The organism is Cobetia sp. Ld8 (assembly GCF_045066615.1).
GTDB classification, from domain to species: Bacteria; Pseudomonadota; Gammaproteobacteria; order Pseudomonadales; family Halomonadaceae; genus Cobetia; species Cobetia amphilecti.
Map to the genome: position 1 here is coordinate 674,427 of NZ_JBISHF010000008.1, position 14,216 is coordinate 688,642.

The following is a 14,216-nucleotide window of genomic DNA, read 5'->3' on the forward strand; positions in this document are numbered from 1 at the left end:
CTCATTAGACCCTTGAGGTATCTGCAAAATGAAACTGTTCAAACTGAATGCTGAAGTTCGTGAAGACCTGGGGAAAGGTGCGAGCCGCCGCCTGCGTCGTACGAACGACTTCGTGCCGGCCATCATCTACGGTGCCGACCAGGCTCCGACCCCGGTCATGATCGACAAGCCGAGCCTGTACAAGGCGGTTGACGATGAGGCGTTCTACTCCTCCATCATCACCCTGAATGTTGCGGGCAAGACCGAGAAAGTCGTCATCCGTGACCTGCAGCGTCACCCGTTCAAGCCGCTGCTGACTCACGTCGACTTCCTGCGCATCGATCCGACCCACAAACTGACCATGAACGTGCCGCTGCACATCACTGGTCAGGAAGCCTGTGTCGGTGTCAAGGACCAGGACGGCGTCCTGCACGTCCTGGCGACTGACGTCGAAATCAGCTGCCTGCCGGAAGCCCTGCCGGAATACCTGGAGCTGGACGTGTCCAAGCTGGAAGTTGGCCACACCCTGCACCTGTCCGACATCGCTCTGCCGGAAGGCGCCGAGTCCGTTGCCCTGTCCCACGGTGCCGATCACGACACCGCTGTGGTCAACGTCACTCGTCCGAACATCTCTGCTGACGCAGAAGATGCTGCTGAAGGCGAAGAAGCACCTGCTGCAGAATAACGCAGCCTGATCAAGGAGCCAGACAGCGCATGTCACGAGTGAAAGCGATCATCGGCCTCGGTAACCCGGGGAACGAATACGAAGACACCCGTCACAATGCCGGCGTCTGGCTCCTTGACGCTCTTGCGCGCCACGGTCACACCACGTTGCGTCCGGAACGCAAGTTCCATGGCCAATACGCGAAGGTCCACTTCGCCGGTCAGGATCTGCATTTGCTGTTCCCATCGACGTTCATGAATCGCAGCGGTCAGGCCGTGGCCGCATTGTGCAACTTCTACAAGCTCGCCCCGGATGAACTGCTCGTCGCCCACGATGAGCTGGACATCGACCCCGGCACCGCCCGCTACAAGCAGGGTGGCGGCCATGGCGGTCACAACGGGTTGCGCGACATCATCAGTGCACTGGGCAACGACAAGTCGTTCCATCGTGCCCGCATCGGCATCGGCCACCCCGGCAATGCCAAGCTGGTGACCAACTTCGTGCTCGGACGTCCCGGCAAGACTGAACGCCAGGCCATCGACGACGCCATCGACGAAGTGGTGATGACCCTCCCCGACGCCATCAGTGGCGAATGGGCACGGGCCATGAATCGCCTGCATTCCTTCAAGAGCTGAACCTCTGCATCACCCCTCTCCGAATTTCGGTGATTCGCTCAGCGCATCACCTCGCTTGCGTGCGCGCGTCTCGCCACGCGATCAGCAGCAAAAGGCATCATTTGTCGCGCGACATGCGCCCAATGGATGACCTCGGCGGCATGAGGCCTTACACTTCCCGCCTGTCTTCATTCCGTGCCTGCCCACTCGTTTCCCCGCATGCCCAGTGCCTGTGCACTCAGAGCCTGCTGGTCGAGACGACTGCCAGTGCCACGCCCCATTCGATACGTCACACCAGGATCTAGCGCCATGGGTTTCAATTGCGGCATCGTCGGCCTGCCGAACGTCGGCAAGTCCACTCTCTTCAATGCATTGACCAAGTCTGGCATTGACGCCGAGAACTTCCCCTTCTGCACCATCGAGCCGAACACCGGTATCGTGCCGATGCCTGACCCTCGCCTGAACGCGCTGGCCGAGATCGTCAAGCCGGAGAAGGTGATCCCGACCACCATGGAATTCGTCGATATCGCGGGTCTGGTCGCGGGCGCTTCCAAGGGCGAAGGTCTGGGCAACAAGTTCCTGGCCAACATCCGCGAGACCGACGCCATCGCGCACGTGGTGCGTTGCTTCGAGGATGACAACGTCATCCACGTCGCCAACCACGTCGACCCGGCCGCCGACATCGAGACCATCAACATCGAGCTGGCCCTGGCCGATCTCGACAGCGTCGAGCGCAGCATCCAGCGTCTGGCCCGTGTCGCCAAGGGCGGCGACAAGGAAGCCATCGCCACCAAGGCCGTGCTGGAACGTATCCAGCCGCACCTGGCCGAAGGCCAGCCGCTGCGCAGCTTCGGTCTCAGCGATGACGACCTGAAGATCGTGCGCGGCTTCGGCTTCCTGACCCTCAAGCCGACCATGTACATCGCCAACGTCAGCGAGGAAGGCTTCGAGAACAATCCCTACCTCGATATCGTGCGCGGCATTGCCGCCAACGAAGGCGCCAGCGTCGTGCCGGTGTGCAACAAGATCGAAGCCGAGATCGCCGAGCTGGACGAGGAAGAGCGCGAGATGTTCCTCGACGAGCTGGGCATGGAAGAGCCGGGCCTGGACCGCGTCATCCGCGCCGGTTACGAGCTGCTGGGCCTGCAGACCTACTTCACCGCTGGCGTGAAGGAAGTGCGTGCCTGGACCGTCAAGATCGGCGCTACCGCACCGGAAGGCGCTGGTGTCATCCACACCGACTTCCAGAAAGGCTTCATCCGTGCCGAAGTCATCTCCTATGACGACTTCATCGCCTACAAGGGCGAGCAAGGCGCCAAGGATGCCGGCAAGTGGCGCCTGGAAGGCAAGGACTACATCCTCAAGGATGGCGACGTGGTGCACTACCGCTTCAATGTCTGATGGCTCATCGGTGCCCGGCGACGCCCGGGCCCAGCTGACGCCCTGACAGCCTGCCCTGACAGAACGCCCCTGATCTCTCACGAGGTCAGGGGCGTTCTGCGTTGTGGTGCGGCAAACTGTACAAACAGGGACACCGATCAAGCCATGGAGTTCTCAACCAGTGGAGACCTCAACCAGCGATGGACTCAGACCGCTGAGGGCTCTGCCAGCGGCACCTGCAGCCACTGCGCGGCCTGCCTGGCGAGCTGGTCCGCCAGCGACTGCGCCAGCCGCGAACGCCCCGCCTCGCGTCGCCACACGGCACTCAGCACCAGCTCACCCGCCTGAGGCAGCTGACGAGCGCTCAAGCCGCGCTCCGTAGTGGCGGCATGCGCCGTGAGCGCATCGACCACCGCCAACCCCTCCCCCGCCTGAACCAGCGCCGCCGCCAGTGGATAGGTCTGCACACGCGTCACGATGCGCGGTGAAGATGGCAAAGCGCCTGAAGCTTCCTGCGCCACGCTTGCCAGCAGACCATCGAGTCGCCGCGCCAGCGGGTCGTGCGCTCCCAGCGCGATCAGGCGCTGACCGGCAAGCTCCGCCACCGTCATCGGCGCCTGGTGACAGTCCTGTGCCCAATACCCTTCAGGCGCAAGCACCAGTAGCGGCATGCGCACCAGCGGACGCGTCATCAGCGCAGGATGCGTCGGCGCACTCAGCGTGAAGGCGATATCGACCTCATGCAGCAACAGGGCATCGACGATCTCGCGGGTATGCTGGGTCGCCAGCTCACAGCTGACTCGCGGCTGACGCCGGCGCCACTGACCCAGCGCCTGCGGCAGCAATTGCTGGGCGATGGCAGGCGTCGCCACCACCTTGAGCGTGCGCGCCTCGCCCTCACGCAAGCCATCGACCAGCCGCCTGACATCATCCAGCTGACCGAGCATCCCCTGACTGGCCGCTTCCAGCTTGCGCGCCTCCTCGGTGGGATGAAGCTGCCCTGCACTGCGCGTGAACAGCGTGATGCCCCACTGGCGCTCGACCTGCTGCAGCGCCTTGCTCGCCGCCGGCTGGGAGATATGCAGCAACCGCGCCGCGCCGGTCACGCTTCCGGCCTGCAGGACGGCGTGAAAGATCTCCAGGTCCCTGAGCCGCATGCGCTATCTCCCTGTCCGGTTGTCTAGAGGGCTTACTTGAGGGCGTACTTGAGGGCGCACTTGAGCGCCTGCGCATCAGGTTACCCCATAACCTCGGGTTATGGTGCAGCACATCCTTTTCATTCGCCACTTACGCACGCGACCGGCAAGCTCGAGCACAACGAAACACGACCTTCACGACCCGGGAGCCCAGCATGCAACGCCACGTGACCGTCATCGGAGGCGGCGTGATCGGCCTCGCCAGTGCCCATGCCCTGGTGCGCGCCGGCCACTGCGTGACCCTGATCGACGCCCATGCCGAGGTCGCCAGCGAGACCAGCCACGCCAATGGCGGCCAGCTGAGCTATCGCTATGTGGCGCCATTGGCCGATAGCGGCGTACCCCGCCAGGCCATCAAGTGGCTTTTGGCAGGCAATGAGGCACCGCTGAAACTGCGCCCGAATCTGGACCCCGCACAATGGCGCTGGATGGCCCGCTTTGTGGCCGCCTGCAATCACCGCACGCATCAGACCAGCGCAGCGCAGATGCTCTCTCTGGCGCTGCACAGCCAGGCGATCATGAGCGAGTGGCGCACTCGAGACGCGCTCGGCGACTTCGCTTGGCAGCAGCGCGGCAAGCTGGTGATCCATCGTGACCCGATGGCGCTCGACAAGGCGGCCGCCGCGCGCGTCGCCCCGCAGGACCAACAGGTGCTCGATGCGCGCCAATGCATCGCGCTGGAGCCCTCACTGGCCCATCAGCAAGCCCATCTGTCGGGCGGCATCTTCAGCGCCTCGGACGAGACGGCGGATTGCCATGCCTTCTGTCAGGCGCTGGAGCGCAAGCTGCAGGCCTCCGGGCGCTATACGCGCATCGCCAATACGCGCGTCGCCGCGCTGAGCGCACGCAACGGCCGCATCGCGCAACTCAAGCTCAGACACCTTGATGGCCGCCGAGAACGCCATGCCGTCGAAGAGGTCGTCATCGCGGCCGGCAATCATGCCGCCGAGCTGGTGCGCCCCCTGGGCATCCGCCTGCCCCTGCAGCCGCTCAAGGGCTATAGCCTCACCTTGGCGCTGGCAGCTGACACCCCGGAGACGGCCGCGCCGCGCATCAGCGTCACCGACTCGGCACGCAAGGTGGTCTATGCCGATCTGGAGTCGTCGGCATCACGCCAGCTGCGCGTCGCGGCGATGGTGGATATCGGCCAGCGGGAACGCGACAGCTTTCACCCCGAACTGGATGAGCAGCGCATTGCCGCGCTGCGCAAGCTGGCCAGCACCACCTTCCCCGCAGCCGGCGATTTCGCGCAGGCCACTCCCTGGGCCGGACTGCGCCCCAGCACGCCCAAGGGACCGCCGATCCTCGGCCGTCCCCGGCAAGCGAACAGCCCGGACAATCTGTGGCTGAACGTCGGCCATGGCAGTCTGGGTTTCACGCTGGCCTGCGCCAGTGGCGACCTCATCGCACGCGCCATCTCGCGAGAGGCTATACCCAGCTCTCTCTCCGACAGCCTACCTGATGCCCTCGCTGCGCGGCCGGGACGCTAGCCTGATGAATTCCCTGCCACTTTTTCGCGCTGATGCGTTGACAACATCGCGGACAATCCGTAATATTCGCCTCCGTTGGACGGCTACATAGCTCAGCTGGTTAGAGCACATCACTCATAATGATGGGGTCCCCTGTTCAAATCAGGGTGTAGCCACCAACCAAGATTCGAAAGGCCTGACTGCTTGCAGTCAGGCCTTTTTCGTTGTGCGCGATCCATACGCAAGACTCGCGCATCCGGCGCCCTGCGCCGCAGCCCTCGAGCCAGGTCGCAGGCATCAAAAAGGGCGACCCGTAGGCCGCCCTTTTTCCAGGCTCGTCTTTTTACGATATTACGCTACGCGCCCGCTCTCCCAGCACAATCCGGCTCGACTCAGTCCAGCTGCTCGCGATTGCAGAAGGCTACCAGCACCTTGATCAGCATGGCGACATCGGCACTGCCGGATGTCTCACGAATCGAGTGCATGCCCCACTGCGGCAGCCCCACATCCAGAGTCGGCACCCCCACCTCACTGGCGGTGATCGGCCCGATGGTGCTGCCACAGCCCATGTCGGCACGACTGACGAAGGTCTGCACCGGCACATCCTGCTCGCGACACATCTCACGGAACAGCCCGGCCGTGGTGCTGTTGGTGGCGTAACGCTGATTGGCATTGACCTTGATGACCGGCCCGGCATTCAGCTTCGGCCCATGCCCCGCATCATGCTTGTCGGCGAAATTGGGGTGCACGGCGTGGGCATTATCGCAAGAAATCATCAAGGAGCGCTGCACGAGGCACTGATAGCCTTCTTCGCTGTCCAAGCCGACGTAGTGATTGATGCGCTTGAGCACATCGGCCAGGAAGGGCCCCTGGGCGCCACAGGCGCTGGCACTGCCGACTTCTTCATGATCGGTGGTGACGAACAGCGCCCCCTGACTGCCATCGGCCTCCAGCAGTGCCTCGAGACCGACGAAACAGGACAGCAGATTGTCGAGGCGCGCACTGGTGATCAACTCACCTTTCAACCCCGACTGCGCCGCCGGCTGCAGATCATGCAGACCCAGCTCGAAGTCGACGACATCCGCGACCCGCACGCCGTGCTGCTCCTCGATCAGCTCGATCAACAGCGCATTGAAGGCCTCCGCGGGTGTCCCGGCCTCGTCCCCCAGCTGCATGACCACGGCTGACATCTGGGTCTGGGCATTGATGGCACGCCCGCTGTTGACGTCACGATCCAGATGGATCGCCAGGCTCGGCACGCAAGCAAACGGACGCATGACCGTCAGCAGCAGCGTCTCGCGACGACCGTCCGCATGCCGCACCTGGACACGGCCCGCAAGCCCCAGATCGCGATCGAACCAGGTGCTCAGCAACACGCCGCCATAGGTCTCGACGCCCAGCGCCAACCAGCCCTGACTGGCCTGTGCCGGATTGGGCTTCAGGCGCAGGCAGGGCGAATCGGTGTGCGCACCGATCATCCGAAGTGAGCTCAGCGACGTATCACCCTTCGGGAGCTGAAAGGCGATCAACGAGGAATCATTGCGCGTGACATAGGCGCGCTCACCGGGCGCCAGCTGCCAGGAAGACGTCTCGCTGAGGCGGCGATAGCCCGCCTGTTCAAGACGCTGCGCCATGGAAGCCGTCGCGTGCCACGGCGTGGGAGAAGAAGACAGGAAGTCGAGCAGTGCGGGAACGCGGGAATCCGCAATCGCATGAGTCATGATGGCGTCTGGTCCTCGAAGATATATGCAAGGCACTGTATAAGAAGAAACATGATGGGGAAAACCTGTGACGACCCTTCGATGACATGACTGCCATCCAGCCACCATTCAGCGGGGCGTCGAGAAGCGCGGCATGCCAGCCAAAGCCCTGCGCTGACAGAGTTTTCACAACCCCAACGCATCAACGCCAGACAACTGTGTATGGTGCGTGAGACTGCTACAATGCCCGCTCGACCCCCTGCGGGGAGGTCGTTCAGGGAGCAGAGTGTACATGAATCGGGAGTGCTTCATTGATGAGCCTGTTCGCAAACGTCCGGCGCACGGCATTCGTTGCCCTGTGTCTTGCCATGGCCGGCCCTGCCAGTGCCGCGGTCACCCCTACTGACGCCGATGCACAGGCTGCTCGCGAAGTTGCCGAGTCTTTGCGCTATGGGCATTACGAAGATGTGACCCTGGATGACCACTGGGCCAACCGCGCCTTTACGCAATACCTCAAGACTCTCGACCCCCAGAAAGCCTATCTGCTGGATGCGGACATCAGCGAGTTCAGCGACCTGCGCCATGATTTCGACGACGCCATGGTCGATGGTGATCTCGAGCGTATCTATGGCCTCTACGAGCGCTATCAGCAACGCCTCACCGCACGCCTCACCTGGCTGGTGAAGACGCTGGATGCCAAGCCGAGCTTCGATTTCGACAAGGATGATCGCCTGGCGCTGGACCGCAAGGACAGCCCGTGGGCCGATAGCGAGCAGGAGCTCGACGAGCTGTGGCGCAAGCGCCTCAAGAATGCCTGGCTGTCGATGTCGCTGTCCGACAAGAGCGATGACGAGATCGCCAAGACGCTCAGCGAGCGTTATTCCAACCAGCTCAAGCGCATCAAGCAGACCAACGATGAAGATATCCTGACGCTGGTGATGCATGCCGTGACCGGCAGCATCGACCCGCACAGTGAGTACTTCTCTCCGCGCCAAGGGGAGTCCTTCGACATCCAGATGAAGCTGTCACTGGATGGCATTGGCGCCCTGCTGCAATCCGAAGGTGAATACGTCAAGGTCTCGAGCCTCGTGCCCGGCGGCCCTGCCGAGAAGGATGGCGAGCTCAAGCCGGCCGACCGCATCGTGGCCGTCGGCCAGGGTCAGGGCGACAGCGAGTGGACCAACGTGGTCGGCATGCGCCTGGATGACGTCGTGGACCTGATCCGCGGCCCGAAGGGCTCCGTCGTGCGCCTGGAAGTGATTCCGGCCCAGTCGCTGGATGTCACCAAGACGCGTGAACTGGATATCACCCGCGACACCGTCAAGCTCGAGGACCAGGCCGCCAATGCCAAGGTCATCGACGTCAAGCGCGATGACGGCGTCCACAGGATCGGTGTCATTCATGTGCCCGCCTTCTATGTCGACTTCGATGCCTGGCAGGCCGGTGAAGACGACTACCGCAGCACCACCCGCGACGTGGCGCGCCTGATCGACGAACTGAAGGCCAAGCAGGTGGAAGGCATCATTCTCGATCTGCGCAACAACGGCGGCGGCGCCCTGCAGGAAGCCAATTCGATGATCGGCCTGTTCATCGATCGCGGCCCCACCGTGCAGGTGCGTGACGCACGCGGCCGTATCAGCCTCTACGGCGATACCGACGCCGGCACCCACTATGACGGCCCGCTGACCGTGCTGGTCAACCGCCTCTCGGCCTCGGCGTCCGAAATCTTCGCCGGCGCGATTCAGGACTACGGCCGCGGCCCGATACTCGGCAGCCAGACCTTCGGCAAGGGCACGGTGCAGACCATCTCCTCGCTGAGCGAAGGCGAGATCAAGCTGACCCGCGCCAAGTTCTATCGCATCTCCGGCGACTCGACCCAGAACAAGGGTGTCAAGCCGGACATCGCTTTCCCCAGCGTCATCGACCCGCAGGAGATCGGCGAATCCAGCCTCGACTACGCGCTGCCCTGGGACCAGGTGCGCCCGGTGAAGTATCGCCGCTACGGTGATCCGGCACGCTATCTGGCCGCATTGCGCGCCCGCCACCAGAGCCGCGTCGAACAGGACCCCAACTTCAGCTACCTGAAGAGCGAAGTCGCACTGTCAAAGGCACTGCGCGCGCAGCAGACCAGCATCAGCCTCAATCGTGAGCAGCGCAAACGCGAGATGGATGCCCAGGAAGCCGAGCAGCTGGCACTGGAAAACAAGCGCCGTCGTGCCCTCAACCTCGAGCCACTGACAAGCTTTGCCGAACTCGATGCCGCCAGCGACCACATCTCTTCCCCCGAGAGTGATCCCGAGCAGGAAGCCGATATCGAAGAAGCCAGCAGCGACAAGGAAGCCAAGGACCCGATCGATCAGGCCCAGCTTCAGGAAAGCGCCGAGATCCTGCTCGACTACGCCCACCTCACCGGTGATCGCTAGACTCTCGTGATCCACACCACGGCCACCGCCTGACGGACACGATCGACCGCCAAGGCCCCTGCTCTCATGCAACACCGAGCGCAGGGGCTTTTTCATGCCACAAAGAAAGCCTGTGGCACGCAGCATCACGGCCGCGCGAGGCAGCAACGCGCGCACAACAATGCACAGGCAGCAACACATACGAAGCAACGACAAGGCAGAAAACGTAGCAGCAGAAACGGAATGGCATGCATCGCAACGCCAGGCAGCTGCCGCGCAGAGGATGACAGCAGAATGCTGGCGACGCGGGAACACGCTCTCGAGGCAGAAAGCACGAAATGCCGAAGCAGGGTGTGGAGCAGGAGCGGACTGGCGAGCAGAACTGACAAGCAAGGATCGCGAGCAGCGCTCAGACGCAAAACTGATGAACAGGGCTTGCGAATAGGGGGCAGGCGCAGAGCCAACAAGCAAAGCTCAGGCAGCGATGGTGCGACCAGCAGAGAACACGAGGGGAAGCAGGGAAGTGATATTGGCTCCTCGAACAGGACTCGAACCTGTGACCCAATGATTAACAGTCATTTGCTCTACCAACTGAGCTATCGAGGAACAACAAAATATCGATCGATATCAGGGCGATATCGAAGCTGACGACGAGGAACTCATCTATCAGCGTCATTTCCGGCATTGGCAGGAAGCCTTGGATTGGCTCCTCGAACAGGACTCGAACCTGTGACCCAATGATTAACAGTCATTTGCTCTACCAACTGAGCTATCGAGGAACGACCGGAAATTCATCTGTCAGTGACATCATCATGGATGCTATCAGGCTGACATTTCAAGCATGCTGCATGTGCTATTGGCTCCTCGAACAGGACTCGAACCTGTGACCCAATGATTAACAGTCATTTGCTCTACCAACTGAGCTATCGAGGAACAACCTTGAACACGCGACGAATTATACGGAAATACTCAATGGCGTCAACCACCTTCGGCCATTCAGACCACCGCAGAACTCGCTCGATTCCTCCTGCCGGATCCACCTCCGAAAGCGCACTAAGCGACATCCAGATGTGACAAGGCCCGCACGGATGCAGGCCTTGGAATCACTGGTGGCTACACCCTGATTTGAACAGGGGACCCCATCATTATGAGTGATGTGCTCTAACCAGCTGAGCTATGTAGCCACACGACGAGGCGTATATTGCAGGTCAGGCTGCTGAATTGCAAGCACTTTTTATCAAAAGCTCAACAGACGAGCCCGACAGGCCGATCAGATCCCCAGCGATGTCTTCACCGCGGCAAGGCCAGGCTGGCCCTCTACGGTCTCGACTCCCTTGAGCCAGGCCTCCAGCACCTGCGGGTTCTGCTTGAGCCAACTGGCCGCCGCGTCATCCGGGTCTTCGCCGCCATCCATGATGTCGCCCATCAGCTGGTTTTCCATCTCCAGGGTGAACTCAAGATTGGAAAGCAGAGCCCCGACGTTGGAGCATGCTTCGCTGTAGCCCGCGCGGGTATTGGTATACACCGTCGCACCCCCCAGATTCGGCCCGAAGTAATCATCGGCCCCTTCCAGATAGCCCATCTCGAAGCGGGTATTCATCGGGTGCGGTTCCCAGCCGAGGAACACGACCCACTCCTCGGCGGCAATCTTCGACTTCACTTCCGCCAGCATGCCGGCTTCCGAGGAGTCGATCATCTCGAACTCACCCATGCCGAAGGCGTCGTCATCGATCATGTCGGCAATGATCATGTTGCCGTCGTTGCCCGCCTCTATCCCGTAGATGCGACCATCGAACTTCTCGAGATTGTCGGCAAGGTCCGCCACCGAGGTCACGCCGGCATCCAGCACATACTGCGGCACCGCCAGGGTGTATTTCGCGCCCTCCAGATTGGCGCGCGGGCGATCGACCTGCCCCTTGTCGATGTAGGGGTCACTGATGGAGGCCATCGACGGCATCCAGTTGCCCAGGAAGACATCGAAGTCATCATTCTTCATGCCGGCATAGGCGATCGGCACCGAGATGGTGTCAGAGGTCGTCTCATAGCCCAGCCCCTCCAGCACGGCACGCGTCAGGGCGGTGGTGGCCGTGATGTCCGTCCAGCCGACTTCGGCGAAACGCACCGTGCGACATTCCTCCGACACGGCGGCCTGGGCCTGATTCGCCATGACCGGCACGGCGATAACGCCCAGTGCCAACAGCACCTTACCAGGTGATCGTTTCATGCTAACCCCTTGTTTTATTGTTCGTTGTCATTCAACTCTCGAGCGTCGCTGCAACGTTCAACCTACGTTGAGATCGACATGCTGCCCCTCCATGTTCTACCGCACTGTAGCGCTTTTACCAACCGGCCTCGCCAACCCACAGTCTTGAACGCCCGCCTATCGCTGGCCGCCACCGGCCCTCGATGCCTCGCCCGCCTCCCCCTCCTGACCATCCCTGACTGCTTCCGACTGCCCCGCCTTGCCTCAACTTGACGCATCGGGAACCAGCCTCTACACTTTTTGTTAATTGAACGTTCAATAAAAACCTTGCACACGACAGCATGGTGCAGCGCTCGCGGCAAACCGGTGATGATCCAGTACCATGGCCACACCAAGTGTCACACCGACCCGATATACGAAAAGGACTCCGTTGATGCCCAAAGTGGGAATGGAACCTATCCGCCGCCGCCAGTTGATCCAGGCCACCATGCAAGCCATCGATGAGGCAGGACTCGCCGACGCGACCGTGGCCCGCATCGCCCGTCACGCAGGTGTGTCCACCGGCATCATCAGCCACTATTTCGGCGGCAAGGATGGCTTGATGGAAGCCACCATGCGCCAGATTCTCACTGACCTGCGCAGCGCCGTCAGTGAGCGTCGCGCCGCACTGGCCGACGATGACGTCCGCAGCCATCTGCGCGCGGTGATCGACGGCAACTTTGATCGCAGCCAGGTCAGCCAGAGCGTCTCCAAGACCTGGCTGGCCTTCTGGGCCTCCAGCATGCACCGCATTCCGCTGGAACGCCTGCAGCGGGTCAACGACAGGCGGCTGATCTCCAATCTATGTGCCCTGTTCCGCCGCTGCATGCCGCTGAACGAGGCACGTGATGCCGCGGCCGGACTGGCCGCCTTGATCGACGGCCTGTGGTTGCGCGGTACGCTGGACCCGACCGGCCTCGATGTCGAGCGCGCACGCCGCCTCGCCTACGAATACGCTGACTACCAGCTGACACGTCACATGGCAGTATCCCTGAACGCGACAGACTCCCCCACTTCCCCTGAACCCAGTAAGGAGCGCACGCATGGCTAACGGCAACGCAAGCTTCCCGACCCAGACCCTCTACATCGGTGGCCGTCGGGTCGAGGCCACCTCCGGCGAGACCTTCGAGACCGTCAACCCGGCCACCGGCGAAGTCATCGCCGAGATCCAGCAGGCCAGCGGTGCCGACGTCGATACCGCCGTCGAAAGCGCCCTGCAGGGTCAGAAGGTGTGGGCCGCGATGACCGGCATGGAGCGTTCACGCATCCTGCGTCGCGCCGTGGACCTGCTGCGCGAGCGCAACGACGAACTGGCGCTGCTCGAGACTCTCGACACCGGCAAGCCGCTGTCCGAGACCGAAGCGGTCGACATCGTCACCGGTGCCGATGCACTCGAGTACTACGCGGGCCTCGCGCCGGCCATCGAAGGCAGCCAGATGCCGCTGCGTCAGGAAGCCTTCGTCTATACCCGCAAGGAGCCGCTGGGCGTCATCGGCGCCATCGGTGCCTGGAACTACCCGATCCAGATCGCCTGCTGGAAGTCTGCCCCGGCCCTCGCCGCCGGCAACGCCATGGTATTCAAGCCCAGCGAAGTCACTCCGCTGAGCGCACTGAAGCTGGCAGAGATCTTCACCGAAGCCGGTCTGCCGGACGGCGTGTTCAACGTCGTGCAGGGCGATGCCCGCGTCGGCGTGATGCTCACCGAGCACCCGGATATCGCCAAGATCTCCTTCACCGGGGAAGCCGGTACCGGCAAGAAGGTCATGTCCGCGTCCGCCTCTTCCAGCCTCAAGGAAGTCACCATGGAGCTGGGCGGCAAGTCCCCGCTGCTGGTGTTCGCCGACTCCGATCTCGACCGTGCCGCCGACGGCGCCATGATGGCCAACTTCTACAGCTCCGGTCAGGTGTGCACCAACGGCACCCGCGTGTTCGTCGAAGCCAGCGTCAAGGACGCATTCGAAGCCAAGATCGTCGAGCGCGTCGCGCGCATCAAGGCCGGCGACCCGCAGGACCGCGCCACCACCTTCGGTCCACTGGTCAGCTTCGAGCACTTGGACAAGGTCGTCTCCTATCTGGAGATCGCCAAGCAGGACGGCGCACGTCTGCTGGTCGGCGGCGAGCGCATGAGCGAAGGCGACTTCGCCAAGGGCGCCTGGGTCGCACCGACCGTCTACACCGACTGCAGCGATGACATGCGCATCGTGCAGGAAGAGATCTTCGGTCCGGTGATGTCCATCCTGTCCTTCGACAGTGAAGAGGAAGTCATCCGTCGCGCCAACGACACCACCTATGGCCTGGCGGCTGGCCTGTTCACCGAGAGCCTGAACCGCGCACATCGCGTGATTCACCAGCTCGAAGCCGGTATCTGCTGGGTCAACACCTGGGGCGAGTCGCCGTCCGAAATGCCGGTCGGCGGCTACAAGCAGTCCGGTATCGGTCGCGAGAACGGTGTCGAGACGCTGTCTCATTACACCCAGACCAAGTCCGTGCTGATCGAGATGGGCCCGTTCGAGTCCGCCTTCTGAGCCATCACTGGCCACAAGGCCTGATGACAGCAGCACCCTCTGGCG

The 14,216-nt window shown here is 62.4% G+C and carries 10 protein-coding genes and 5 tRNA genes; 8 read left to right on the forward strand and 7 right to left on the reverse strand.

What is annotated here, in order from left to right:
- Window positions 1-28 precede the first annotated feature (28 nt).
- From ACJJV2_RS13855 to ychF, 3 genes are all read left to right on the forward strand, one after another.
- Window positions 29-664 (forward strand): 50S ribosomal protein L25/general stress protein Ctc, encoded by a 636-nt coding sequence (locus tag ACJJV2_RS13855; protein WP_043335898.1) that lies wholly within the window; start codon window positions 29-31, stop codon window positions 662-664.
- A gap of 29 nt (window positions 665-693) precedes the next feature.
- Window positions 694-1,278, forward strand: coding sequence for an aminoacyl-tRNA hydrolase (pth, locus tag ACJJV2_RS13860; protein WP_405281733.1), 585 nt, complete (start codon window positions 694-696; stop codon window positions 1,276-1,278).
- A 288-nt stretch (window positions 1,279-1,566) separates the two neighbouring features.
- Window positions 1,567-2,658, forward strand: a complete 1,092-nt coding sequence (gene ychF / locus ACJJV2_RS13865) for a redox-regulated ATPase YchF (protein ID WP_107335448.1) — start codon at window positions 1,567-1,569, stop codon at window positions 2,656-2,658.
- 185 nt (window positions 2,659-2,843) lie between these two features.
- Here the strand turns inward: ychF and ACJJV2_RS13870 are convergent, their stop codons facing one another.
- Complete coding sequence (locus tag ACJJV2_RS13870; RefSeq protein WP_405281737.1) at window positions 2,844-3,794, reverse strand: LysR family transcriptional regulator; 951 nt, start codon at window positions 3,792-3,794, stop codon at window positions 2,844-2,846.
- Between the two features lie 194 nt (window positions 3,795-3,988).
- On the opposite strand from ACJJV2_RS13870, the gene ACJJV2_RS13875 reads away from it, so the two are divergent.
- On the forward strand, window positions 3,989-5,323 hold the full coding sequence (locus ACJJV2_RS13875; protein WP_405281739.1) for an FAD-dependent oxidoreductase: 1,335 nt from the start codon (window positions 3,989-3,991) through the stop codon (window positions 5,321-5,323).
- A gap of 81 nt (window positions 5,324-5,404) precedes the next feature.
- A tRNA-Met gene (locus tag ACJJV2_RS13880) sits at window positions 5,405-5,481 on the forward strand.
- 213 nt (window positions 5,482-5,694) lie between these two features.
- Here the strand turns inward: ACJJV2_RS13880 and ACJJV2_RS13885 are convergent.
- Window positions 5,695-7,023, reverse strand: coding sequence for a M18 family aminopeptidase (locus tag ACJJV2_RS13885; RefSeq protein WP_405281742.1), 1,329 nt, complete (start codon window positions 7,021-7,023; stop codon window positions 5,695-5,697).
- A 293-nt stretch (window positions 7,024-7,316) separates the two neighbouring features.
- Between ACJJV2_RS13885 and ACJJV2_RS13890 the strand changes: the two genes are divergently transcribed.
- Window positions 7,317-9,425 (forward strand): carboxy terminal-processing peptidase, encoded by a 2,109-nt coding sequence (locus ACJJV2_RS13890; protein WP_303594317.1) that lies wholly within the window; start codon window positions 7,317-7,319, stop codon window positions 9,423-9,425.
- A gap of 509 nt (window positions 9,426-9,934) precedes the next feature.
- On the opposite strand, the gene ACJJV2_RS13895 is transcribed toward ACJJV2_RS13890, so the two are convergent.
- The 5 genes from ACJJV2_RS13895 to ACJJV2_RS13915 form a co-directional block, all read right to left on the reverse strand.
- Window positions 9,935-10,010, reverse strand: a tRNA-Asn gene (locus tag ACJJV2_RS13895).
- Between the two features lie 97 nt (window positions 10,011-10,107).
- Window positions 10,108-10,183, reverse strand: a tRNA-Asn gene (locus ACJJV2_RS13900).
- A 78-nt stretch (window positions 10,184-10,261) separates the two neighbouring features.
- Window positions 10,262-10,337 (reverse strand) — tRNA-Asn (locus tag ACJJV2_RS13905).
- Between the two features lie 174 nt (window positions 10,338-10,511).
- Window positions 10,512-10,588 (reverse strand) — tRNA-Met (locus ACJJV2_RS13910).
- Between the two features lie 86 nt (window positions 10,589-10,674).
- Window positions 10,675-11,571, reverse strand: a complete 897-nt coding sequence (locus ACJJV2_RS13915; RefSeq protein ID WP_405282231.1) for a choline ABC transporter substrate-binding protein — start codon at window positions 11,569-11,571, stop codon at window positions 10,675-10,677.
- A gap of 469 nt (window positions 11,572-12,040) precedes the next feature.
- Between ACJJV2_RS13915 and betI the strand changes: the two genes are divergently transcribed.
- Window positions 12,041-12,697: a transcriptional regulator BetI gene (gene betI / locus ACJJV2_RS13920; protein WP_200018930.1), complete on the forward strand. Its 657-nt coding sequence runs from the start codon at window positions 12,041-12,043 to the stop codon at window positions 12,695-12,697.
- A complete protein-coding gene (gene betB, locus ACJJV2_RS13925; RefSeq protein ID WP_043335915.1) occupies window positions 12,690-14,171 on the forward strand; it encodes a betaine-aldehyde dehydrogenase in 1,482 nt (493 codons plus the stop codon). The genes betI and betB overlap by 8 nt, the downstream gene beginning before the upstream one ends.
- Window positions 14,172-14,216 lie beyond the last annotated feature (45 nt).